The sequence below is a fragment of the Fructilactobacillus sp. X7R9C1 genome, from assembly GCF_059901005.1.
In genome coordinates, this window is the sequence record NZ_JBWXVG010000005.1 from 75,220 (window position 1) to 100,041 (window position 24,822).

At 40.2% G+C, this 24,822-nt stretch carries 25 protein-coding genes; 21 read left to right on the forward strand and 4 right to left on the reverse strand.

All coding sequences use genetic code 11. The annotated features are described in order from the left end of the window. The first annotated feature begins 7 nt into the window (after positions 1 to 7). The 14 genes from AC6UD0_RS04825 (at position 8) to AC6UD0_RS04890 (ending at position 13,620) form a co-directional block, all read left to right on the forward strand. Entirely contained in the window at positions 8 to 1,273 is a 1,266-nt protein-coding gene (locus AC6UD0_RS04825) for a hydroxymethylglutaryl-CoA reductase, degradative (protein WP_500708298.1), read from the forward strand. Then, complete coding sequence (locus tag AC6UD0_RS04830) at positions 1,260 to 2,231, forward strand: IpaB/EvcA family protein (RefSeq protein ID WP_500708300.1); 972 nt, start codon at positions 1,260 to 1,262, stop codon at positions 2,229 to 2,231. Before AC6UD0_RS04825 ends, AC6UD0_RS04830 begins: the two co-directional genes overlap by 14 nt. A gap of 9 nt (positions 2,232 to 2,240) precedes the next feature. Further along, a complete protein-coding gene (locus tag AC6UD0_RS04835) occupies positions 2,241 to 2,951 on the forward strand; it encodes an NAD-dependent protein deacylase (RefSeq protein ID WP_500707460.1) in 711 nt (236 codons plus the stop codon). 8 nt (positions 2,952 to 2,959) lie between these two features. Beyond that, positions 2,960 to 3,808, forward strand: a complete 849-nt coding sequence (locus AC6UD0_RS04840) for a DUF72 domain-containing protein (RefSeq protein WP_500708301.1) — start codon at positions 2,960 to 2,962, stop codon at positions 3,806 to 3,808. Between the two features lie 66 nt (positions 3,809 to 3,874). Then, positions 3,875 to 5,917, forward strand: coding sequence for a methionine--tRNA ligase (gene metG, locus AC6UD0_RS04845; protein WP_500708303.1), 2,043 nt, complete (start codon positions 3,875 to 3,877; stop codon positions 5,915 to 5,917). Between the two features lie 60 nt (positions 5,918 to 5,977). Beyond that, positions 5,978 to 6,751 (forward strand): TatD family hydrolase, encoded by a 774-nt coding sequence (locus AC6UD0_RS04850; RefSeq protein ID WP_500708304.1) that lies wholly within the window; start codon positions 5,978 to 5,980, stop codon positions 6,749 to 6,751. Position 6,752: 1 nt separating this feature from the next. After that, positions 6,753 to 7,322 (forward strand): ribonuclease M5, encoded by a 570-nt coding sequence (rnmV, locus tag AC6UD0_RS04855; protein WP_500708305.1) that lies wholly within the window; start codon positions 6,753 to 6,755, stop codon positions 7,320 to 7,322. Further along, positions 7,315 to 8,205 carry a 16S rRNA (adenine(1518)-N(6)/adenine(1519)-N(6))-dimethyltransferase RsmA gene (gene rsmA, locus AC6UD0_RS04860; RefSeq protein ID WP_500708306.1) on the forward strand — a complete coding sequence of 297 codons (891 nt, stop codon included), beginning with the start codon at positions 7,315 to 7,317 and terminating at the stop codon, positions 8,203 to 8,205. The genes rnmV and rsmA overlap by 8 nt, the downstream gene beginning before the upstream one ends. A gap of 72 nt (positions 8,206 to 8,277) precedes the next feature. After that, a complete protein-coding gene (locus AC6UD0_RS04865; RefSeq protein WP_500693999.1) occupies positions 8,278 to 8,508 on the forward strand; it encodes a Veg family protein in 231 nt (76 codons plus the stop codon). Between the two features lie 209 nt (positions 8,509 to 8,717). Next, positions 8,718 to 9,416 carry a metal ABC transporter ATP-binding protein gene (locus AC6UD0_RS04870; RefSeq protein ID WP_500695771.1) on the forward strand — a complete coding sequence of 233 codons (699 nt, stop codon included), beginning with the start codon at positions 8,718 to 8,720 and terminating at the stop codon, positions 9,414 to 9,416. Next, entirely contained in the window at positions 9,409 to 10,209 is an 801-nt protein-coding gene (locus AC6UD0_RS04875; RefSeq protein WP_500693997.1) for a metal ABC transporter permease, read from the forward strand. Before AC6UD0_RS04870 ends, AC6UD0_RS04875 begins: the two co-directional genes overlap by 8 nt. 107 nt (positions 10,210 to 10,316) lie before the next feature. After that, positions 10,317 to 11,144 carry a pur operon repressor gene (gene purR, locus AC6UD0_RS04880; RefSeq protein ID WP_500693996.1) on the forward strand — a complete coding sequence of 276 codons (828 nt, stop codon included), beginning with the start codon at positions 10,317 to 10,319 and terminating at the stop codon, positions 11,142 to 11,144. Between the two features lie 24 nt (positions 11,145 to 11,168). Continuing rightward, positions 11,169 to 12,548, forward strand: a complete 1,380-nt coding sequence (gene glmU, locus AC6UD0_RS04885; RefSeq protein WP_500696922.1) for a bifunctional UDP-N-acetylglucosamine diphosphorylase/glucosamine-1-phosphate N-acetyltransferase GlmU — start codon at positions 11,169 to 11,171, stop codon at positions 12,546 to 12,548. Positions 12,549 to 12,627: 79 nt separating this feature from the next. Then, positions 12,628 to 13,620, forward strand: coding sequence for a ribose-phosphate diphosphokinase (locus AC6UD0_RS04890; protein ID WP_500693994.1), 993 nt, complete (start codon positions 12,628 to 12,630; stop codon positions 13,618 to 13,620). 56 nt (positions 13,621 to 13,676) lie between these two features. Here the strand turns inward: AC6UD0_RS04890 and yidA are convergent, their stop codons facing one another. Continuing rightward, positions 13,677 to 14,486: a sugar-phosphatase gene (gene yidA, locus AC6UD0_RS04895; RefSeq protein ID WP_500693993.1), complete on the reverse strand. Its 810-nt coding sequence runs from the start codon at positions 14,484 to 14,486 to the stop codon at positions 13,677 to 13,679. Between the two features lies 1 nt (position 14,487). Beyond that, entirely contained in the window at positions 14,488 to 15,840 is a 1,353-nt protein-coding gene (locus AC6UD0_RS04900) for an HD domain-containing protein (RefSeq protein ID WP_500693992.1), read from the reverse strand. A 127-nt stretch (positions 15,841 to 15,967) separates the two neighbouring features. Here AC6UD0_RS04900 and AC6UD0_RS04905 point away from each other — a divergent pair, with 127 nt between their 5' ends. The 5 genes from AC6UD0_RS04905 (at position 15,968) to AC6UD0_RS04925 (ending at position 20,537) form a co-directional block, all read left to right on the forward strand. After that, positions 15,968 to 16,402, forward strand: a complete 435-nt coding sequence (locus AC6UD0_RS04905; protein WP_500708308.1) for a YwiB family protein — start codon at positions 15,968 to 15,970, stop codon at positions 16,400 to 16,402. Between the two features lie 45 nt (positions 16,403 to 16,447). After that, positions 16,448 to 17,023 carry a DNA-directed RNA polymerase subunit delta gene (rpoE, locus tag AC6UD0_RS04910; RefSeq protein WP_500695768.1) on the forward strand — a complete coding sequence of 192 codons (576 nt, stop codon included), beginning with the start codon at positions 16,448 to 16,450 and terminating at the stop codon, positions 17,021 to 17,023. A gap of 145 nt (positions 17,024 to 17,168) precedes the next feature. After that, positions 17,169 to 18,788, forward strand: a complete 1,620-nt coding sequence (gene pyrG, locus AC6UD0_RS04915) for a CTP synthase (protein ID WP_500708309.1) — start codon at positions 17,169 to 17,171, stop codon at positions 18,786 to 18,788. Positions 18,789 to 18,900: 112 nt separating this feature from the next. Then, a complete protein-coding gene (murA, locus tag AC6UD0_RS04920) occupies positions 18,901 to 20,175 on the forward strand; it encodes a UDP-N-acetylglucosamine 1-carboxyvinyltransferase (protein WP_500693988.1) in 1,275 nt (424 codons plus the stop codon). A gap of 110 nt (positions 20,176 to 20,285) precedes the next feature. Continuing rightward, positions 20,286 to 20,537, forward strand: a complete 252-nt coding sequence (locus AC6UD0_RS04925) for a type B 50S ribosomal protein L31 (protein WP_500693987.1) — start codon at positions 20,286 to 20,288, stop codon at positions 20,535 to 20,537. A 49-nt stretch (positions 20,538 to 20,586) separates the two neighbouring features. On the opposite strand, the gene AC6UD0_RS04930 is transcribed toward AC6UD0_RS04925, so the two are convergent. Both AC6UD0_RS04930 and AC6UD0_RS04935 read right to left on the reverse strand, forming a co-directional pair. Continuing rightward, positions 20,587 to 21,822, reverse strand: a complete 1,236-nt coding sequence (locus AC6UD0_RS04930; protein WP_500693986.1) for a multidrug efflux MFS transporter — start codon at positions 21,820 to 21,822, stop codon at positions 20,587 to 20,589. Beyond that, positions 21,809 to 22,318, reverse strand: a complete 510-nt coding sequence (locus AC6UD0_RS04935; RefSeq protein WP_500708311.1) for a low molecular weight protein-tyrosine-phosphatase — start codon at positions 22,316 to 22,318, stop codon at positions 21,809 to 21,811. Before AC6UD0_RS04935 ends, AC6UD0_RS04930 begins: the two co-directional genes overlap by 14 nt. 172 nt (positions 22,319 to 22,490) lie before the next feature. Here AC6UD0_RS04935 and AC6UD0_RS04940 point away from each other — a divergent pair, with 172 nt between their 5' ends. Both AC6UD0_RS04940 and AC6UD0_RS04945 read left to right on the forward strand, forming a co-directional pair. Beyond that, a complete protein-coding gene (locus tag AC6UD0_RS04940) occupies positions 22,491 to 23,279 on the forward strand; it encodes a hypothetical protein (protein ID WP_500708312.1) in 789 nt (262 codons plus the stop codon). Positions 23,280 to 23,359: 80 nt separating this feature from the next. Further along, positions 23,360 to 24,736 (forward strand): UDP-N-acetylmuramoyl-tripeptide--D-alanyl-D-alanine ligase, encoded by a 1,377-nt coding sequence (locus AC6UD0_RS04945; protein ID WP_500708313.1) that lies wholly within the window; start codon positions 23,360 to 23,362, stop codon positions 24,734 to 24,736. The last annotated feature ends 86 nt before the right edge of the window (positions 24,737 to 24,822 follow it).

Here is a 24,822-nt window from a genome sequence, read left to right on the forward strand (position 1 = left end):
TGTCATTTTGAACGATTTTAATGGATTTTATAAAAAATCATATCAAAAACGGTTACAGCAGGTTGCCAAATTTGCCGATCTTGATCGAACACAACTTGAGGTGATTGAAAGTCACTTCGTAGACGCTAGTAGCCACATGATTGAAAACTACCTTACCGACTACGGATTGCCAGAGGGGGTTGCAACTAACTTTGTAATTAACGGAGTCGAACATTTAATTCCGATGGTGATTGAAGAGCCCTCGGTCATTGCGGCCGCTAGTAACGGCGCCAATATGCTTCGTGTTGGTGGCGGCATCCAGGCTAAGTCTCAGAGTCGTATCTTGACTGGTGAAGTCATTTTAGGAGTCTCGGATCCGGTTCAATTTACCGAATGGGTTGAAACTCAGCGAGTTAAATTAATGCAAGTTGCACACGATGCTCATCCCACAATTGATAAATACGGTGGTGTACACGATTTGACCGTCTCACCTCTTTACGATCATTATCTGGTGATTGAACTGTTCGTTGACGTCGGTGATGCGATGGGGGCTAACATCATGAATTCGATGCTTGAGGCTCTTTCCACTTACATTGAAATCAACACCAGTCAGTCGTCTTTAATGAGTATCCTGTCGAATTATGGGGATAAAAATTTGGTTACAGCATCAGGAACCGTTCCGTTTCATGCCCTAAAGCGAGGTCAATTGGACGGGAAAAACGTTGCTGAAAAAATCGCAGAAGCCTCATTAATTGCAAATAAGTACCCAAAACGGGCGGCAACTCACAATAAGGGGATCATGAATGGAATTGATGCGGTTCTCGTTGCCACTGGTAATGACTGGCGCGCCGTTGAAAGTGCGGTTCATTCCTATGCCGCAAGGGATGGTCAGTATCGTGGGGTTAGTCAATGGCGAGTTACTCCTGACGGATTAAAGGGAGAAATTACCATTCCGGTACCCTCAGGAATCATTGGTGGTGCAACTCGGCTCTTTTCAATGAGTAGGATTAACTATCAAATTTTAAACGTTAGCTCTGCCATGCAGTTCATGGAGGTGATTGCTTCTGTAGGATTAGCACAAAACCTGGCAGCCTTAAAGGCGCTTGTAACCGATGGGATTCAAAGAGGTCACATGAACCTTCAGATGAAATCACTCGCCATGTCTGCTGGAGCTTCCAGTAAGAACTTGGACATGGTGATTAACGCATTAAAGAAATTACCAACAAATCAAAGAAACTTAGAAAACGCAAAACAAATTATAGAAGGGAAGTTTGGATCAGATGGCCGAAAATAATGATAATGTGCAATTAAGTAAGACGACGCAAGGCTTAATTAACGAAGTCAGTCACTTTTTTCCAGGGGATGTTGAGGTTCAATTTATTGGCAACTTAAAGTCCGGTTATGTGCGACATGACCAAGCGCAAGTCGTGCAAGATGGTGATCGACTTTACGTGCAGATTAGAGATCTGACTGAGCCGGATTTTACCGCTACTCATGAGTTGTTACACTTGTTAATGACACTCCGTGGTTTTCCACAGGTTTACTTTCCCCTTACTAGTGGGGATAAGCAACTTGATGAACAGTTAATGTACATGGGAACTGAGTTGTACGATGATGTATGTCACTTTGTCGTGTATGCTGAACAGAGAAAGCACGGTTTAGTTGATGAAGCGGTTGAAAAAGAATATGTTAAGGGTGTTAGACAGACGATTACCCCTGAATCTGGGAAGGTCGACGATGAAATGCCGTTACGATTGGTGACCATTCTGGATGCCATGATTTTTCTTGGCGACCACTTTGATCAGTACGCCGATGTATTTCAAACGAGTTTTCCCATTTCTTTAAAGGCCGCTAAGGAACTTTACGCAATGCTCACAGAGAAGCCGGTGGACTCACCATTTACCCTCAGACGCGATGTGGTAAAACTATACCGTGATTTTGATAAACAGATGAAGAACTGGGGACTACCAGCCTTACAATTAAATGATTTTGTGATGCTAACGGCGGTCTTCTCAAAGCGCCAACTCGGTTTGCAAGTGAAACAGGTTTTTAACCTTTATCACTCAGAATTAAAGGAGACCAAGACTAACAAAAGAGCGTACGTGGGCTTTACCAAATCGGATGACCAAAATTCGTTTGTGACAAATGGTCCAGCTGGTAAAAAGGCGAGTGAAGACTATTTCAAAGAACTATATTCAAAGACGGTTAAAGAGTTGTATCAAGACTTACGGATTCCATATTTATTGAGATAAGGTGACAATATGAATCAAGATAATATTCAAGAAAAGTTTGATAATGCTAAAAACATCGTATTTTTAACGGGAGCCGGAATCTCTACCCCTTCTGGAATTCCCGATTATCGTTCTAAGGGCGGATTGTATACGAGTGACAAGAGCAGTAAACCAGCGGAATATTACTTGAGTCACGACTGCTTAGTAAATGAACCTGAGGTATTCTACGAGTACGTCAAAAAGAACATGTACTATCCAGATGCTCAACCCAATGTTATTCACAAAAAGCAGGCGGAATTAACCCGTCAAAATCGGGCTAGTATTATCACTCAGAACGTTGATAATCTGTACGAAAAAGCTGACGCAAAGAACCTGAATGAGTTTCACGGCAACCTCTATGATATTTACTGCCAAAAATGTGGCAAACACGTTGATTATCAGGAATATATGAAGAGTATGTATCATCAAAACTGTGGTGGAATTTTGCGCCCTAACATTGTTTTATATGGTGAGGGAATTAATCCTCAAACAATTGAAAATAGTGTTCGATTGATGAGTCAAAGTGATCTAATTGTGATTGTCGGAACTTCAATGCGAGTTTATCCGTTTGCCGGATTACTTGATTACCGTAATCCCAGTGCCGATGTGATTGCGATTAACCAAGAGGCACTTAATTTTCCGTTTCCGTTCACCATGGTGCAAGAAGATGCCGTTGATTTCTTTGATAAACTGAAAGTATAGGTGGTAACGTGATTTTAATTGGACTGACAACCTGGTCTGATCATCCATCACTGATTAATGGGGAAGATCGCAAAGTTACTTTATCAGAATATGCGGAACATTTTCCCGTTGTTGAAGTTGATAATCCGTTTTACGGCATCCCTAAAATTAAGACGGTGGAGAATTGGCAAAAGCAGGTTCCAAACAATTTTCAATTCATCTTAAAGGCCAATTATTTGATGACCAAACACCATTTGCCACAGTTTGGTGAAGATAATGAGCAGGTTAGAAGGGAGCAATTTATGCGGTATGGTGAGATGGTTGCTTCACTGGTTGACAGTAACCAGTTGGCATCCGTTTTATTTCAATTTCCGCCGTACTTCCGTTTAAACAACGATAACATTAGGTACCTTCGACTAGTTCGTGAGTGGATGGGAAGTTTACCCATCTCAGTTGAGTTTCGTAATCCTAGCTGGTATGGTGATGAAATCTCAAATGATGTCCACGATTATCTAAAGAGCCTCAAAATGAGTGAAGTGATCGCTGACGAGCCTCATAACCTGTCAGATGGCGTGCCCTTTGAACCCGTTGTTACGGATAAAAATTTCGTCATGCTTCGACTGCACGGTCAAAACCAAAAGGGCTGGTTTGAAAAGAGCCCCCAGTGGCGTAAGAAACGGACTCTGTACCGTTATAACGAAGAGGAATTAAAGCATTTTGCCGAAGTTGTTGATGATCTACGCCAAAAAGCTAAGGTAGTTTGCGTCATTTTTAACAACAACTCTGGTCATGATGCGGCTGACAATGCCCTTCAGTTAAAAAAGATTTTAGGATTGAACTTTGGTGGGTTAGCTCCCATGCAACTCGATCTGTTTTAAGGGACAAAAGTAGTATAATATTGGTACGATTTAGTTTGTACGATAGGAATAAAGGAGCGAATTGGGATGGCTGAAAAACCAACATATTACATTACAACACCAATTTATTATCCATCAGGAAGGTTACACATCGGGAACGCTTATACGACGGTTGCCTGTGACGCACTGGCTCGTTTTAAGCGGGAATCTGGCTACGACGTGTTTTATTTAACCGGAACCGATGAACACGGACTAAAAATTGAACAAAAAGCAGAAAAGTTGGGTGTTGATCCTAAAAGTTACGTTGATAAGATGGCCACTCAAATATCTGACTTGTGGGCTAATTTAGATATTTCTAACGACGATTTCATCAGAACCACTGATGATAAGCACGTAAAAGCCGTGCAAAAAATATTTCAAACGTTACAAGACCAAGGCGACATCTATCTTGGACAGTATTCGGGGTGGTACTCGGTTTCAGACGAAGAATACTTTACCGAATCACAATTAGCAGAGGTTTATCGTGATGCTGAGGGCAACGTGATTGGCGGAAAAGCCCCATCTGGACACGAAGTTCAACTTGTTAACGAAGAGTGTTACTTCTTTAAGATGAGTAAATATTCTGATTGGTTAATGAATTACTACAAAGAGCATCCTGACTTCATTGAGCCGCATTCTAGAATGAACGAAATGGTTAACAACTTCTTAAAACCAGGTTTGGATGACTTAGCGGTTTCGAGAACCACCTTTAAGTGGGGAGTTCCCGTTAAGTCAAATCCTAAGCACGTGGTTTACGTATGGATTGATGCATTGTCAAACTATATCACTGCCCTTGGTTATGACAGTGATAATGACGAGTTGTTTAAGAAATTTTGGCCAGCTGATCTACAGATGGTTGGAAAAGAAATCGTTCGTTTCCATACCATTTATTGGCCAATTATTCTTCACGCCCTTGGTCTCCCACTGCCAAAGAAAATTTATGGCCACGGCTGGCTAACCATGAAAGACGGAAAGATGTCCAAGTCAAAGGGCAACGTAATTTATCCTGAGACGTTAATCGATCGTTATGGATTAGACGCTACCAGATACTATCTGATTAGAGCAATTCCGTTTGCAAGTGACGGGATTTTTACTCCTGAAGACTTTGTTGATCGGGTTAACTATGACCTAGCTAACGACCTTGGTAACTTGTTGAACCGAACGATTGCAATGGTCAATAAATACGAAGATGGCGTAACACCTTCATATCACGATTCCAATGATCAACCGAGTGTTGATTTACAAAAAATTGCTAAAACAACCGTTTCAGAATTTAAACGGTTAATGAATGACACTCATTTATCTGATGCCTTGGCTGAAATTTGGAAATTAGTTTCTCAAACCAACAAGTACATCGATCAGACCGAGCCATGGACCTTGGCTAAGGACAAGGATGACGCAGATGACCAAGCTAAATTAGCAAACGTCATGAGTCATTTGGTTGCCAGTCTGCGCTTGATTGCAATCTTAGTAAGTCCAATCATGCCAAATACGGCGAATGAAATGTATCGTCAATTAGGTCTTGATCAGATGGATGGGTTTGATATCAAGAATGCCGCTCTTTCTGGACTTCCTGAAAAACAAAAGGTAATTGAGAATGGTGAACCAATTTTCCCTCGTTTAGATCGCGACGTTGAAGTTAGATTCATTAAGGATCAGATGACTCAATCTGACAAAACAAAGGGTCGTTCAGCAATGAAACGTGCTGACCAAAAGAAAGCTTTTGACCCAGAAAAAACGATTTTGAAGTCAGAGAAGAAGACCTTGGACTTTAGTGATTTTGAAAAAGTTGAATTAAAGGTCGCAGAAATTAAAAACGTAGCTAAAGTTGAAAATGCTGATAAATTACTTAAGTTTCAACTTGATGCTGGCGATGACGGTGACCGTCAGATTGTTTCTGGAATTGCCAAGTGGTATCCAGATTTTAAACAGTTAATTGGTAAAAAAGTGATCATTGTCGCTAACTTAAAGCCAAAGAAACTTCGTGGTGAGTTAAGTCAGGGAATGATTTTGTCCGCTGAACAAAAAGACGGTTCAATTAAAGTAGCAACTGTTGACCAAACTTTAGATAATGGCAGTACTTTAGAGTAGTAAAAAAGTTTCACTAGTCAATGATTAGTGAAACTTTTTCGATTATGAAAGGAATAGTCAATGAAAATATTTGATTCCCACACTCATTTAAACGATCAACCATTCCAAAATGATATTGAGGGCTACGTTCGACACGCCAAAAGACTTGGTGTTGTTAGAATGGCTAACGTCGGGTCCAATACTGAGCTAAATGAGCGTTCCTTGGAGCTTTCAGCTCAGTACGACAATCTGTATTCAATTATTGGATGGCATCCAGAAGACGCTATGAATTACGGTCGTGAGCAGGAAGAACTGCTCGAAAAGCAACTAGAAAATCTGCAAGTTGTCGCTGTGGGTGAGATTGGAATGGATTATTTTCAAGATGTCACACCGAAAGACGTGCAAGAACGAGTCTTTCGGCGACAAATTGAAATTGCCAAAAACATGCATTTACCAATCTCAGTCCATAACCGGGATGCATTTGAGGACGTGTACCGGATTTTAAAAGACGAAAACATTGGTGAAATCGGTGGCATTATCCATAGTTTTAATGGAGATAGTGAATGGATGAAGAAATTCATTGATTTAGGGATGGTGGTTTCATACAGTGGGGTAGTGAGCTTCAAGAAAACCAAAGAGGTTCATGAAGCTGCTCGCGTAACTCCGCTGGATAAAATCCTAGTGGAAACGGATGCCCCGTATTTAACGCCAGAACCGTTTCGTGGGCGGCAAAATGAGCCGGCTTATTCTTTGTATACCCTAGAAGCAGTTGCCAGATTTAAAGACATTGATCCTGATGTGGTTGCAAAGGCGACGTACGAAAATACGAATCGAATATTTGGATTGGATAATTAAAATGAAAAGAATTAAAGAAGTAATTGTGGTGGAAGGAAAAGATGATACCAAACAAATTCAACGAGCCGTTGATGCTGATACGATTGAAACCCGGGGCTCTGCGATTTCGGATGAGACCCTCGATCTAATTGATCGGTTGGCACAAACCCGTGGAATCATCGTTTTTACTGATCCAGATTTTTCTGGGGAAAAAATCAGAAAAATAATTTCAGATGAGATTCCAGAAGCAAAGCATGCCTTTTTGAAAAAGTCGGAAGCAGTTCCTGATACACAGAAGGGATCCCTTGGGGTTGAGCATGCTAGTCCAGAAGCAATTCGGAATGCCTTGTCTGAAGTGTACACCGAAAGCGATGAGAATCCAGAAGTCATTAGCAAGCGGGATTTGATTCAAGCTGGTTTAGTAGGAACGAAAGAAGCTAAGGAACGCCGACTGGAACTTGGTGAATTGCTTCATTTGGGGTATGTTAACGCTAAACAAATGCAAAAAAGATTGCGAATGTTTGGGATTACCAAAAAACAGTTTAACAATGCATTAAAGCAACTTGATGATAAGGAGGGATTAGATGAGTAAAGTTCCCGCAATCGGCAGTCCAGCTCGGACCAAGGCCATCTTGAACCGATACCGTTTAAACGCGAAAAAAAGCTTGGGGCAAAATTTCTTGAATGATCTCGGAGTTTTAAAAGAAATCGTTGCAGTTGCCCAAATATCAGAAGCCGATGATGTAATTGAAATTGGACCTGGCATTGGGGCGTTAACTGAACAAATTGCTCAATCAGCTCACGCCGTAATGGCCTTTGAAATTGACGAGAATCTTCTCCCAATCTTAGATGAGACTCTCAGTCCCTATGACAACATTAAAATTATTAATGAAGACTTCTTGAAGGCTAATCTGCCAAAATTAATTAAAGAAAACTTTGATGGAAAACACCACCTAAAAGTTGTGGCTAATTTGCCTTACTATGTCACCAAACCAATCTTGATGGATATTTTAAAGGGCAACGTTAAATTTGATTCAACGGTGTTGATGATGCAAAAAGAAGTGGCAAAACGAATTAGCGCAAAGCCGGGCAATCGCGACTATGGGGCTTTGACGGTTATCACTCAGTATCTTAAAAACGTTGAGATTGCAATTAACGTATCGGCCAAGTCCTTTATTCCCTCACCAAAAGTTGATTCTGCGGTGGTCAAGTTAACCCCGAAAACAGATAAAAAGGTGATTGCTTACGATGAAAAGGCTTTCTTTGGCTTTGCGCATGGATGCTTCATGCACAGAAGAAAGACACTCTGGAATAATTTGCAGGGTATTTTTGGAAAGAAACCTGAGGTAAAAGAACAAATTGAACAGGATTTAAAATGGTTAGGCATTAATAAGTCAGACCGTCCCGAACAGTTATCGGTTGATCAATTTGTGAAAATGGCAAATCAGTTTCACATAAGTGGATTGCTGGCATAACAGGCTATTCATCCATTACCTTTACATTATATTGATTTTAATGTATAATAGTAATACGCGAGGTGATTGATAATGCCAACTAGTCTATCTAAGATTAAATTATTTCTAGATAATCACATTGGACAGGAAATCCATGTAACTGCACAAGCCGGAAGAAAACGAACTAACGAATATGATGGGGTTCTGGCTGAGACATTTCCCGCTGTATTTTTAATTACACTTGATCCAGATGAGAAGTTAGGACAAGTATCATACAGTTATACTGATATTTTAACCAAGAACATCGAGATTAACTTTGTTTAATGAATTGACCGAAAGGTCTTTTTTTTTGCTTTATATTATTAGTAGTTAGTAAGATGATGTGGGTATTTAAATTAGTCAAGATAATCCATGATTTCCCCGAGCTGTTAGTTGCATGTCTTAAGATAACAGTGTTATATTAGTTGAGAACTATTGATTAGTTAGTAAGCTTCGTTAGTACTATTGAAGCTCGAAATGGCAGGAGTTTAAAGATGGATGACTTAGTTTTAAAGATAGAAAATTTAACCGTTAATTTTGCGGATAAACACGTTTTAAGTGATTTGAGCTTTAACGTGAAACGTGGTAGTTTTTTAAGTATTGTAGGCCAGAATGGAGTAGGGAAGACCACCTTGATCAAAGTGATTCTTGGTCAATTGAAGCCCACCAGTGGAAAGGTTCAGTTTATCCCGGATCGTTCTCAGGTCAAGATTGGGTATGTGCCCCAGTTTAGAAATATTGATACCGAATATCCGTTGTCGGTAAAAGATTTTGTTGCTCTAGCTTTTAGTGGGTTTAAACTACCATGGCTTTCAAGAAAAGATCGTGAAACGTTAAATCAGGTCCTAACTGAGACTAACCTAACTGATATTGCCAAAGAACCATTAGGAAGAACTTCCGGTGGGGAAAAACAGCGAGCTTATCTAGCACAGGCGCTGGTAGTGAAACCCGATCTTTTGATTTTGGATGAATCGACGGCAAGTCTTGACCCAGAGGCCAAGGAGAACCTGCTTAATGTGGTTTCCGATCTAAACGTCAAAAGTGGGTTAACCGTAATTTTTGTTACGCATGACATTCCGCTAGCAAAGAAGTTCGCTAACGAATACTTGTTTTTGCGTCCTGATAATTATGAATTTGGACCAATTAAGAACTTAAATGTTGAAGAATTTTGGAAGGGGCAAGCCGATGTTTAGTTTTGAATTTATGCGTAATGCCTTTTTAGCCAGTACCATCATTGCGGTGGTCTGTGGGGTCATCGGGGTGTTTGTCGTTTCAAGAAACATGCCGTTTCTGACCCACACTTTATCTGAGATTGGGTTTGCTGGAGCTTCCTTTGGAATGTTTGTTGGGATTAGTCCGTTAAACGGGATGCTACTCTTTACCACCATTAGTTCGGTTCTCGTTGGGAGAATGAGTGCTGGCTCCGTTGCCGAAAGACGAGAAGATACCATCAGTGCTGTTTCGGCCCTCTTTATTGGACTAGGAGTCTTATTTCTAGCCCTTTCAAACAGTAGTGCTAGTTATGCCACTAATATCTTGTTCGGAAGTATTGTCGGAATCAGTGCTTCTGAAGTCCATCAGATGATTTGGTTATCGGTGATTGTGTTAATCGTGACCCTATGTATTTATCGGGACTTAAAGTTTGATTCGTTTGATGCAGTGGGAGCCAGAGCCCAGAAAATTCCAAGTGGAATCCTCTCATTGATTTTCCTAGTGATGCTGGCCTTAAGTGTCTCCGTGGCTGCTCAAATTGTCGGGGCACTTTTGATTTTTATCCTTTTGACTTTGCCAGCTGCGAGTGCTAAATACTTTGCCCATTCAGTCGGAAAAATGATTGGACTGGCCATTGTTTTTGGTTTGATCGGAGTTTGGGCTGGATTAACGCTTGGATACTACACGAACTGGCCGGTAAGTTTCTTTATTGCTGTTATTGAGGTTGCCATTTACTTTGGATCACTGATTTATAATCACTTTAGGGAGGGCTAATTTGATTTAGTTCCTCTTTTTTTTACTCTTTTTTCGATAAAGTGAAGTAAAACACGAACATTTATGCTAAAATTTCCTTGTGTGCCAATTTATGACGAGGTGAAAGCATGAAATTTAAAAGAAGTGAACGATTAGTAGATATGACAAACTATCTATTAAACCGTCCTCATACATTAGTACCATTAACTTTTTTCGCTAAGCGCTACAATTCTGCTAAATCTTCCATTAGTGAGGACTTAGCCATTGTGAAGCAAGCATTTCAACAACGTGGGATTGGTCTGGTTGAGACCGTTCCCGGAGCTTCTGGGGGCGCCAAATTTACGCCATACATTTTAAAAGAGGCGGCTGATCAGTTTATTAAAGAGGTCTCTGACATCTTAAACGATAACGATCGTTATCTTCCTGGTGGTTATGTTTATATGTCCGATATTTTAGGCCAACCGGAGAAGTTGAAAACCATTGGGCGGATCATTGCCACCCAATACCTGTTTCAGAAAGTTGACGCAGTACTAACGGTGGCAACGAGAGGAATTCCAGTTGCCGAAGCTTCTGCCACGTATTTAAATGTGCCACTGGTAATTGCTAGGCACGACTCTCAAATTACTGAGGGGTCGACCGTGAGTGTTAACTACGTTTCGGCATCTAGTCAAGAAGTTAAACGAATGACAATCTCAAAAAGAAGCCTGAAGCCAGGTTCTAACGTTTTGATTGTTGATGATTTTTTGCGTGGTGGCGGAACGATTTCTGGTCTGACGTCCCTGATTGATGAGTTTGATTGTCATCTAGTGGGCAGTACGGTTTTTGTTGAAACCGATGACCCAGGTCACAGAAAGGTTACTGATTTTACTTCATTACTTAAAATGGATATTAAAGATGATCAGATTGAGATTAAACCTGGCAATTATGCCCAAAAAATTTTTGGGAGTACAAATTAAAAATTAATTACAAGGGGAACAAAAATGAGTTCAAAGAATACGATTATTTTAGCGGCTGGTAAGGGCACCCGGATGAAGTCCAAGTTATATAAAGTTCTCCACCGAATTTGTGGGAAATCAATGGTTGACCATGTTTTGACGCAGGTATCCAAGTTAGATATGGATAACATCATCACGATTGTTGGTTACGGTGCTGAAGATGTAGAAAACGAACTTGGCAATCGTTGTGAGTACGTCGTCCAAGATAAACAACTTGGGACTGGCGATGCCGTTGCACGAGCTGAAGGACTTTTAAAGAACTCAGATGGTGAGACGTTAGTTATTAGTGGTGATACTCCATTATTTACCTCCTCTACTCTTAAGCAACTCTTTGAGTATCACGAACAAAAAAAGGCCACCGCGACCATTTTGACGTCTAAAGCTCCTGATCCGACTGGTTATGGCCGGATTGTTAGAAATGACATTGGGATTGTAGAAAAGATCGTGGAGCAAAAGGATGCTACGCCGGAAGAGCAAGCCATTCATGAGATTAACACTGGGGTTTACGTGTTTGATAATCATTCGTTATTTGAGGCTTTGCACAAGATTAATAATGATAACGCTCAGGGTGAATATTATTTAACTGATGCCATTGAAGTTTTAAAAAATGAAGGTCACACAATTGCTGCCTACAAAATGGCGAACTTTAATGAATCGATGGGTGTAAACGATCGGGTCGCTCAGGCCCGTGCCACTCAAATTATGCAAGCCCGGATTAATCGTCAGCACATGCAAAATGGTGTTACGATTGTTAATCCCGATGATACCTATATTGATAGTGACATTAAAATTGGTCAGGATACCATTATTGAACCAGGAGTTCAACTTCAAAATGGGACGGAAATCGGTAGTAATTGTATCATTGGTGCCCACTCTAAAATTTCTGGCAGTAAAATTCATGATAACGTTAAGGTCTTCTCTTCGGTAATTGAAGATTCTGAGATGATGCCAGGTTCTGATATCGGACCAGATAGTCATTTAAGACCGGGTGCTAAGATTGAAAAGAATGTTCACATTGGCAACTTCTGTGAGGTCAAAAGTGCCACCATTGGCGAGGGAACCAAGATGGGTCATCTGACTTACGTTGGCAATGCTAAACTCGGTAAACACATTAATATTGGTTGCGGAGTGATTTTTGCGAATTACGATGGAGCCCATAAGCACACCACAACGGTTGGTGATGATTCTTTTATTGGAAGTAATTCCAACTTGATCGCCCCAGTCCACATCGCTGATCATACTTTTATTGCGGCTGGTTCGACCATTACCGACGACATGGATCAGTACGACATGGGAATTGCTAGAGAGCGCCAGACTAACAAGCCGGGTTATTATAAAAAACTTCCCTTTAAAGGCGCTAATTAATTTGAGCTAAATAGTGAAATTGTTTTCTGAAAATAATATAATGGAATTGATTAGGTAGGAAAAAAATGTGGGGGTTATAATGGCTGAAAAGTATGCTGATCCAAAATTAAAGATTTTTTCTTTAAATTCAAATCGTCCGCTTGCAGAAAAGATTGCTAAACGAGTGGGAGTTCCCTTGGGAAAAGCTTCCGTCAGTCGCTTTAGCGATGGTGAGATTCAAATTAATATTGAAGAAAGCATTCGTGGCGATAACGTTTATATTATCCAATCAACTTCTGATCCCGTTAATGATAATTTAATGGAATTATTAATCATGATCGATGCTTTAAGAAGAGCAAGTGCCAAAACCATTAACGTGGTTATTCCATACTATGGTTACGCTAGACAAGATCGAAAAGCACGAAGTCGTGAACCAATTACCGCTAAGTTAGTGGCAGACATGCTGGAAAAAGATGGAATCACACGTTTGGTAGCCCTTGATTTACATGCTGCTCAAATTCAAGGATTCTTTGATGTTCCCGTTGATCATTTGATGGGGGCACCGCTTCTTGCTGACTACTTCATCAAGAACGGACTCGCAAAAGACGCGGTAGTTGTTTCACCTGATCATGGTGGGGTGAGTCGAGCTCGTGCCATGGCTGAGTTTTTAAAGGCTCCAATTGCTATTATTGATAAGCGTCGCCCAAAAGCCAACGTTGCTCAAGTTATGAACATCATTGGGGATGTAAAGGGGAAGCGTTGTATTATGATTGACGATATGATTGATACAGCTGGAACCATTACGAAAGGTGCGCAAGCCTTAATGGATGCTGGTGCTTCAGAAGTTTATGCATGTTGTACCCATCCCGTCTTATCAGGGCCAGCAACCGAAAGAATCGAAGCTTCGCCAATTAAGAAACTGGTTGTGACTGATTCCATTCAGTTACCCGATTATAAAAAAATTGACAAGATCAAACAAATTTCAGTTGCACCATTAATTGGAGACGCAATTACTAGAATTAACGAAAATCGTCCCGTTAGTCCGCTGTTTAGTCATCGGTTTGACTATGGTAAGGATGATGAAAAAAAGTAATGGATAAAAAATAATCTTAGCTTAAAATGCTAAGATTATTTTTTTGCGCTCGTTTGTTATTGATTAACGTACTTATTGATGGCGTATGCTACCCCATCTTCTGAATTAGGTTTAGTAACAAATTGGGCGTTCTTTTTAACTTCATCGATTCCGTTACCCATGGACACTCCCAGTCCCGCAAACTTGATCATCGAAATATCATTCCCCTGATCGCCAATGGCCATGACGTTATCTGGCTTTAAACCAAGCTTTTCGGAAAGATCCCGTAAGGCATTGCCTTTACTTGAATTTGAGTTCATAAACTCAAGAAAGACCGGTGAACTCTGAACGACACTCATTCGGTCGTAGATTGATTTTGGTAGATTGCCCTTTGCTTTGGTAATCTTGTCCGGATAATCAACGTACATCAGTTTGTAAATGTTGACGTCACGAGTGATTTCACCAGGAGTTCGATATTTGATGGGCATCGAAACAAGATGGCTTTCTTCAACGGAAAAGGGACTAATATCACGATCGGTAGTGGTAATGGAATCAACCGTTTCGATTTGGAAGTGAACTCCCATTTCTCGTGACATCATTTCAATTTCTAAAAAGTCATCATACTTAACCGTTTCTTTGATTAACACTTTGCCACTAACCGTTTCGACTAGGGCACCATTATAAGTGATGGCGTATTCATCGTCTCCGTCAATTCCGAGCTTATCAAGGTATGGCTTTACGCCAGTAATGGGGCGACCAGTACAAAGAACCACTTTTATGCCTTGATTGCAGGCTTTAGTAATAGCTTCGATGGTTGCTTTTGCTAATTGATTTTTTTCGTTTAATAGGGTGCCGTCGATATCGATGGCAATTAATTTGATATCCATGTTAGTTCTCCTTTGGAATTATAAGGTTGTCATTATCAATGTATTTTTGAAATTCATCGTATAAAGGTTGAAAAAGTTCAACGTTTTTTGTTGGCTTAAGCATTTCACGTGGAAAGAAAAAACGCTTGTCACCAATTAGTTTTCCGGTAATGGCACGAACTAGGTCACTAGTTTGAGAGAGTTCTACCAAATTACCATCATTTTCCATCAGTTCAATCTGGGCGTTTTGATGTTTACTTTTGGGATCGTAGACATCATAGGGCTGATCAAAACTGTTGTCAGTGGCAGTGTAGTACTTTGGATTAAATCCGGCTTTTTCAATGATCTTTTGTAGCTTAGGGATTAAAAATTCCGTCTGATCGTTGTATTTAGCGGATTTAAAGGGACGCCGATTTAAGAAACGTTTGGCGAGGTCAGAGAGAATCGGATCTTCCGACTTGCGCCACATGACGAAGTAGGTGTTAAGCACCCCATCGTCAATTTGTAAATAATCATCTAGGGAATAGTTATTAGAAAAGATTGGCATTAAAAGACTAGGCTTAAAGGTGCTCTTAGGTTGTAACGCTAATTCTTTTGCCCGCATCAGTAGGTGACTTAAAATAACCTCCATCGAACGTGAGACGGGATGGAAGTATACTTGTTGATACATTTGAAAACGACAAACAATGTAGTACTCAATCGCGTGTAAACCACTTGCCCGAAAACAAATCCCGCCAGAGTACGGACGCATCACCTGAAGAATCCGATCCAAATCAAAATTACCGTATTGTGCTCCGGTGTAATATGAATCACTTAGAAGGTAGTCCATCCGATCGGCATCAACTTGACTTGAAATCATTTGGACGACTTGCGGATTGTCATAGGTCTTGTTAATGACACTGGCGACGCGTTCGGGAAAATCAGGACCGACCTCACTTAAGACGTGGTTAATTTCCGTTTCGTTTGAAGTGATGATTTGCTGAGTAATCTGTTCGTGATTGGTGTGAAAAATGTGTTCAAACGTATGTGAATAAGCTCCATGACCAACGTCGTGAAGTAGAGCGGCACACAGGGCCACAATTCGTTCTGAATCGTCCCATAAGCCATCACCCGCTTTTTTAGACGGATAATTTCGCTTAAAATTATCACAAATTCGTCTAGTAATTTCATACACTCCTAAAGAGTGGCTAAATCGGGTGTGTTCTGCTCCGTGAAAGGTTAATGAAGTAGTTCCTAACTGCTTGATTCGTCTTAGACGTTGAAATTCAGGCGTATTAATGAGATCAAGAATTACTTGGTGTTCAACGTAAACGTGACCCAGAACTGGGTCACGAAAAACTTTGTCATATTTCAATGGTTGATTGTAATACTTCAATAAAAGACCTCCACTTATACTAATCTCTCTTCATTATAACTGAAATAAAAATAAACGTCATGACAAACTCAAAGTTAGTGCATTTCCATTGCTAACGGCGTAAAATCAAATTTGTGAGGTGATATTTTTGGCAGAAAACGAAAAGATCGAAAAAGTTCAAGTTGAGATTGCAATCGAAATAAAACAGGACGAAAACGTCGAACACCATCATTTTAAAGAAAATGGGCAACTAGTTATGCTCAACGGCTATCGTTATTTACGTTACGTTGAACACGTTGACGGACAACCGGACGTTCCTGTCACCTACCGGATTGAAAAAGATGCGATTCGGTTAACTCGTGCTGGCAAAAATCATCTTGAACTTCATTTTAAACCGAACGAAACAATCGAAGACTTGTACCGAACGCCATTTGGTAATTTGAAAATTGGGGCACATACCACTAGCATTAAACAATCTAGAGATGATAAAAACGGATGGCAAATGATTGAGATTAACTATGAGTTGTACACCGACGGACAGAAAGTCGGCGACTATCGAGTCAAATTGCAATTTAAATGTTAAACTAGTATTATTAGTCTGTTAGGAATCTAGAAAGGCGTGGTCGAATTGGAACTTAAAGAATTAGACAAGCAAGATAAAAGCGAATTATCAATGGTTGAAGTGGCTCATGCAATTTTAGCTGATGCTGGTAAAACCATGTCATTCGTTGATTTAACCAACGAAGTACAAAAATACTTGGGGGACAGCAACCAAGTAATTCGTGATCGTTTACCTCAATTCTACACAGACCTTAATGTTGATGGGAGTTTTATTTCCCTTGGCAATAACGTTTGGGGTCTTCGTACTTGGTACCCATATGAATCAATTAATGAAGCCACCATCAATGAAGGTGAAGAAGACAACGGTAATACTCCCAAAAAGCATCGTAAGGTGAATGCTTTTATGGCTGATGCAGCTGACGATGATGATGTGATCGACTATGATAACGATGATCCAGAAGATCAGGATGATTTTGATGATACCCCTGACGACAAGGATAAGTATCATAAGGATCTTGATGAAGAAAATCCTGATACTGATGATGACGCCATTGACGATGATGATGGTGTTGAAGGCGACCTCTCAGAGGTCAATCCAGATGACGATGACGATAAAAAAGATGATGACGACGACAATGATTAAACTTGACTAATTATGTAGAATCCCTTAACATACTATTTGGGCACTTTACAGACATGTGAAGTATTTCGAATAAGTAACCGCTCCCTATTCAATGAATGGGGAGCTTTTTTTATGTTGTAACCTAAATTTGATGGAGGAGTTAAGCATGACTAAGTATATTTTTGTAACCGGTGGAGTAGTTTCTTCCTTAGGAAAGGGAATTGTTTCGGCTTCAATCGGAAGATTATTGAAGAATCGTGGTTTTAACGTTACGATCCAAAAATTTGATCCATATATCAACATTGATCCGGGAACAATGAATCCTTATCAACACGGAGAAGTCTTTGTTACCGATGATGGTGCTGAAACTGATCTTGATTTAGGTCATTACGAACGTTTTATTGATAACAATTTAAACAAGTACTCTAACTTTACGACCGGTAAAATCTATGAAGAAGTTTTAAGAAAAGAACGTCACGGAGATTATCTGGGGAGAACCGTTCAGGTCATCCCTCACATTACTGGAATGATTAAACAAAAGATTATGAGTGCCGCTCAAAGCACGGACGCTGATATCGTTATTTCAGAAATTGGTGGAACGGTTGGAGACATCGAGTCCCTACCGTTTTTGGAAGCCATCCGTCAGATGAAACATGAAGTCGGTGACGAGAATACTTTTTATATTCATGTTACGCTTGTTCCGTACTTGCACGCCGCAAAGGAAATGAAAACCAAACCAACCCAGCACAGTGTTAAAGAATTAAGGGGAATTGGCATTCAACCCGATATGTTGGTTCTTCGTGCTGAGAAACCAGTTAGTGATGAGATGAAGAAAAAAATTGCCATGTTCTGTGATGTTCCGGTTAAGGATATCATCGAGTCCATCGATGCTCCTAACTTGTACCAAATCCCGCTTAGTTTTCAAAAACAGGACATGGACGATGAGATTTTAAAGCACTTTAACGTTAAAGCTCCAGAGGCTGACATGAAAGACTGGAAGAAGATGGAGAAGCACATCAGAAATCTCAAGGGCGAGGTTAACATTGCCATTGTTGGTAAGTATGTTGATCTAAACGATGCTTATTTGTCCGTCAATGAAGCTTTAAAACATGCCGGTTATGCTGCTGATGATAAGGTTAACATTCACATGGTTGATGCGGGTACGATTAACAGAGACAACGTTTCTAAGAAGTTAAAGGGAATGGACGGAATCTTGGTTCCTGGTGGATTTGGTAATCGAGGGGTCGAAGGAATGATTCAAGCCGCTCGATATGCTAGAGAAAATGATGTTCCTTATTTAGGTGTTTGCCTTGGAATGCAGATTGCTACCATTGAGTATGCTAGAGACGTTGTGGGTTATAAGGATGCCAACTCAACTGAATTTGATCCGCAAACTAAGCACAATGTGATTGATCTCATGGCCGATCAAAATGATGTTACTGATGCTGGTGGAACCCAACGCTTGGGTGCTTATAAGACTAAGTTAAAAGCAGGGAGTAAAGCCGCCGCCGCATACGACAACAAAAAGGAAATCTCAGAGCGTCATCGTCATCGTTATGAATTCAATAATAAATTTAGAAAAGACCTGGAAGATGCTGGCTTAGTTATTTCTGGGACCTCACCAGATGATCACTTGGTTGAAGTGGTCGAAGTTCCTGATAATCACTTCTACGTTGCAGCACAATACCATCCCGAATTTTTATCACGTCCAAATCGTCCCGAGGGATTATTCAAGGCGTTTGTCGCCGCTGCCGACAAAGAACACATGCATAATCACAAGAAGTAACCAGGCTTCTTTATAATCTTAATAAAATAATTTCTGATTTTGTATTGTGTTTTGGTGAAAACTTTCCTATGATTATTATTAAAAGATATGATATAAGTGAGGATTACCAATTATGACGATACTAAAAATATCAGGAGGACATCCTCTATATGGCGACGTTACCGTTGGCGGAGCTAAGAATAGTACGGTCGCTTTGATACCGGCCGCTATTTTGGCGGATAGTCCAGTGGAACTTGACATGGTTCCCGATATCCTGGATGTGCATAATCTCATGCTAATCCTCCAGTCGATGAACGTAACATCTGATTTTTCAGATGGTGTCTTAAACATTGATCCAACTAATATACTTGAGGGTGAGTTGCCCGGTAAAGCAATTAAAAGTCTACGTGCTTCCTATTATTTTATGGGAGCGCTTCTTGGCAAGTTTCATCGTGCCACGATTAGTTTCCCTGGTGGAGACAATATTGGGCCACGGCCAATTGACCAGCACATTCGCGCCTTTAAGGCCTTGGGTGCTGAAGTCAATGAAAGTGATGATTCGGTCGATATTAATGCAACGGAAAATGGACTTCATGGGGCTTCAATTTTCTTTGACATGGTCTCGGTTGGAGCGACGATCAACACGATTCTAGCAGCGGTAAAGGCTGATGGGGTTACTACCATTAGTAATGCCGCTAAAGAACCGGAAATCATTGATATTGCATCGTTTTTGAATAGTATGGGAGCTAAGATCAGAGGAGCTGGGACCGACGTCATCAGGATTCAAGGCGTTGATCATCTCCAGGCCAAGGCGACGCATACGATTATCCCTGATCGAATTGAAGCGGGGACATATTTGACGTTAGCCGCCGCTGTTGGGAAGGGAATTAACGTTAAGAACGTAATTCCTGAGCATTTACAAGCCTACACGGCTAAGTTGATTGAAGCCGGCGTTCAATTAGAAGTTGGCGAAGACAGTATTTATGTTCCAAAGACTGGGAAATTAAATGGTATCGAGATTAAAACGGCACCATTTCCAGGATTTGCAACGGATTTACAACAACCAATTACCCCCATGCTGTTTAAAGCAGACGAGGATAGTGTGATTCACGATACGATTTATCCGGAACGTCAGAATCACATTGCCCAGCTCCAGAAGATGGGGGCTAATATCAAGGTCAATCCAACTGATAATTCAATTATTATTAGTAAGAGTGAGAACCTCCATGGGACAACCGTTCAAGCCGGAGAGATCCGCGCTGGGGCATCCTTGGTCATTGCTGGGCTGATGGCTAGTGGTAAGACCGTCATTGAAAATGCGGACAATATTTTACGCGGATATGATAATATTACTAATAAATTAACCAATCTACACGCTAACGTCCAGATGATTGACCAGGACGACTAACGCCTGGGTCCTATTGCGTACGTCAAAAAATAATGTTAAGCTATTATGGTTGATGTTATATTCGATAATCAATCTCTGAACTGTGTTTAGGGCAAAAGGAGCGAAATATTATGAAAAAAGGAATTCATCCAGATTTTCATCAAGTTGTTTTTCAAGATTCAAGTACTGGATTTAAGTTCATTACTGGTTCAACTGCAACCTCTGATGAAACCGTCAAAATGGACGACGGCAACACTTACCCATTAATCCGAGTTGAAATTTCATCTGATTCACATCCATTCTACACTGGTAAGCAAAAGTTCAACCAAGCGGATGGTGCGGTCGATCGTTTCAACAAGAAATATGGTCTTGCCGACAAATAATAATAAATAAAAAGAGCCAACTTCTAGTTGGCTCTTTTTTTGTCTAAATTTAGTTTACGGTCTTCTGTTCGTTTCTGGTTTCGTTTAATACTAACAAAAAGTTAATGAAGACAAGGATTGCGGTTGAAATGAACACACTTGAGTAATCAAACAAAGAAGAAACAATGGAGCCGATGATGGGTCCGATACAGTTTCCAGCTGCTTGCATGGACTGGTTCCAGCTAAAGATTCGACCGGTAACGTTAGATGGGGTGTTTTTAGCTAAAATGGTTTGAACGGCAGGTAACATACAGGCGTTGGAGATTCCAATCAGAAATCTGAGTCCCATTAATTCCCAGACGTTGGTTACAAACGCCATGGGGATATAGACCAAGATGGCAAAGATGAAACCGCCTAGCATAATCTTGGAGGTCCCGATTCGATCGCCTAATGCTCCCAGTTTGGGGGCAGCAAAAAGCGTGGCAATTCCCGGAACTGCGGCAACAATTCCACTGTAAAAGGTGACTTGAGGACTATTGTGCATGATTTCTTTGACGTACAGTGACAGAATGGGTGAAATGGAGAAATTAGAGGCTTGAATAATCAGGGTGGTCAAGAACATTCCAAAAATCAGTTTGACGTTTGAAAGTTCGAAAATAACCTGTTTGGTAGATAGGTTATCTTCTTTTGCAACTGGTTTAAAGTGTTCTTTAACGAAAAATAGCGTGACAAAAAAGACGGAAATGAGTAAACCACCAGTAATGAAGAAGGTAAGACGATAACTAAAGACAGAAGCTAAGATTCCGCCAATGAAGGGACCAAAAAGGGTTCCTGAGACGTTGCCGGTGGTTAAAATTCCAAGGGCTTTCCCACTTTCTCGCTTTGGTACCTGAGTCGCAAGTAAGGCGTTGGCATTGCTCATGTATCCAGAGAAGATTCCTTGAATAAATCGAAGGGCAATTAACTGCCAAACAGCAGTAACAAAGCCCATCAATATTAGACAGATTGCCATTCCAAGTGATGCTCGTAAAAGCATCACTTTTCGTCCGTATCTGTCAGCCAAAGATCCCCAAATGGGGGAGACGACGGCGGTAACAATGAAAGAGGCTGAGAAAGCAAGCCCGCTATAGATACTTAGTTGACTAGAATTATAGTGGCCTAGGGTAGCGATGAACAGGGAGAGAAAAGGCATGACTTCACTAAAACCTAATCCATTCATGAACATCCCAAACCATAGTGCTACTAGGTTTTTGTGCCATATTTCTGAAGGAACCGGATCAGAGATTTGGGCTTTATTCTGATTCAAATGATTCGCTTCCTTCCTGTTTGCTGTTATGATGTTCTTGCATGTACTTTAGCCACAAGGGCAAAGATTGATCCAGCATTTGATAGGTATCCTCAAATCGATGGGTATACCAAGGATCAACGATGTTGACTCCCTTTTTACCGGGAACAATGTCCATGCATAAATGAAGCTTATTCCATTGACTTTTGGGGATCATCTTTTTAAGATCACTGATATTGTAGTCATCCATGGTAATAATGTAATCAGCATTATCAATGTCGTAAGCGGTGATTGGATGGGATTGTTTCCCACTATAATCCAAGTGATGAGCGTCCATGTTTTTTTGAGCACCAGGATGAGGACGACTACCTGCTTCATCGTTTTCGGTGGCAGCTGAACTTACTGAATAATGATTTGAAAGTCCTTTATTTATAAGCATTTTTTTAAACATTGCTTCTGCCATGGGTGATCGACATATGTTCCCCAAGCAGACAAATAAAACGTTAGTTTTTTTCATAATCCACACTCCCGAAATTTAAATCGTTATTACTATATTAACAGTAATTGAACTTCATATATATAAAAATGAATGCTAATTATAACGTAAGAAAATGACGTGAGTTGGAAAAATGGTTATTAAAATCTTATTTTATGGTGAAAGGGGTAATAAAGATTGGAGCAAGACAAATATGTTAATTAACACAGTGTATTTTCAGGTTAATCCAGTTAAGAATTTTGCCTACAGTTGGGGAATCCTTCCGTCGGATTTTTTAAACGGAATTAAGAATGATCCCCAAAATATTATTTTATTAAATGATGATTATCGTTACGCAAATGATTTCAATATGTTCACTAAATTTGATTTAATTACCGGTCAAAATGAAATTAGAGAGTACATGATTAACAATAAAATTAGTACCAAGAAATGGGTTGATTTTAGAAACCGGGAGGATTTGGACTCTTTAAATGAGGATGAAATCGCAGATTTATTGTACTTGAGTCACATGGGTATCCCACTCAATCAAACGAGTCCATTTTCGGTTAAATTGAAGAATCAATTTGTGTTTTTGGGTGAATCCACTGGCTTTACAAAGGTATACATGCGTCATTTTAGTGTCATTAATCAAATTTTAGCTGTCTGCATTAAACGGCATCTAAAAAAGCAGTGGAACAGTAGACGAATGTTCGTAAAGTCAGTGCCGTTTAGGGATATCGACGAACGTACTATGACCAAGTTGTTAAAACTGGGAATTACGGGAGTTATTATTCCGTATGATATGATAGTTGTGAAGAGACCGAAGCTTGAGATTCCCTTAATGAGACACAAAAAACGATCTCCAAAGGTAATTTGGAACTCTTATGACCAGTTGAAAAGTGGAGCCTTTAAAGTTGGTCAAATTACTTATGATATTTCCACTAAAACGTGGGAACTTCAAAGAGACGTTGATGATGAGGGAGAATTAAACGATTTGGTTTAAACCAGCTGAGTCGCTTTTTTATTGATTTTTTTCTGATATACTTTAAATGCATTTACATCGAATTAAGAGGAGTTTTTGTTATGAAAATGAACCTTTTAGAGGTTGCAAAATCCGTTAATGGTGACTTGAATTCAAAAAAATACGAAAACGTTGAAATAACGGGAGTTTCGTTTGATAGTCGGAAATTAAAACCGCATGATCTTTTTGTTCCACTCACTGGGAATCACGATGGGCACGATTTCATTGCTAGTGCCATCGAAAACGGGGCTAACGCAACGTTTTGGAGTCAAAGTCGAATTAGTGATGTTCCGAAGGATTTTCCGGTTATTTTAGTCGATGACACACTAAAAGCCCTACAGGATCTCAGTCGACACTATTTAAATAAGATTAACCCTAAAGTGGTGGCAATTACCGGAAGTAATGGCAAGACCACTACTAAAGACATGATTGCTTCAATTCTTGCCACTCAGTTTAATGTTACTAAGACGCACGCTAACTTTAATAATGAGATTGGAGTCCCAATTACGATCCTTTCCATGGAATCTAACACAGAATATTTGGTGGTAGAGATGGGGATGGATCGACCCGGCCAACTTGACTTTTTAAGTAAGCTAGTTAAGCCAGACATCGCCGTCATTACCATGATTGGGGAAGCTCACATTGAGTTTTTCGGAACCCGTGCTAAGATTGCGGATGCCAAAATGGAGATTACCCATGGACTTAGGCCAGATGGGGTGTTTGTCTATGACGGTGATGAACCTTTATTAAACGAACGGGCTAAATCACTTGACGTTGAAAAGTTGACCTTTGGAAGAAAAGACACTAACGATATTTACCCAAAGGATGTCTATGACGGCGACCACGAAACGACGTTTAAGACCAATCGGTTTGGAAACATGAAATTCACCATTCCGCTAATTGGTGACTATAACGTCAACAATGCCCTTGCTTCCATTGAAGTTGGTGAACTAGCGGAAATCCTGCCGGCCAACATGAAATCAGCACTAGACCATGCCAGTTTTACTAATAATCGAACTGAATGGGTTAAGGGTCAAAATGGTGAAATGATTTTAAGTGACGTATATAATTCGAACCCATCAGCTCTAAAAGCCGTTTTAAAGGCGTTTCAATCCACTCATTTACAAGGGAAGCGAGTTGCAGTTTTAGGTGACATGCTGGAACTTGGTGATAAGGGAGTTGAGATGCATGAGGATATTTCTGATGCAATTGATCCGCAATTGATTAACCAGGTTTACCTAGTTGGACCACTTATGAAGTCTTTATATCAAATGTTGCAAAAAAAATATCCCAATCAAAATGCCCTTCATTATTATCCAATTGATCAGCTTGATCAATTAGCTAAAAGCCTAGACTCCCAGTTATCTACTGGGGATGAAGTCTTGTTAAAAGGGAGTCACGGAATTCACTTAGAACGAGTTTTAAAAGCGTTAGAATAGGTTCATCGGTTTGTGAAATTAGGCCAGATGGTGTAATATGTTTTAGACACGTAATCGCTGAAGAATATAGAAATAAATGTGAATCA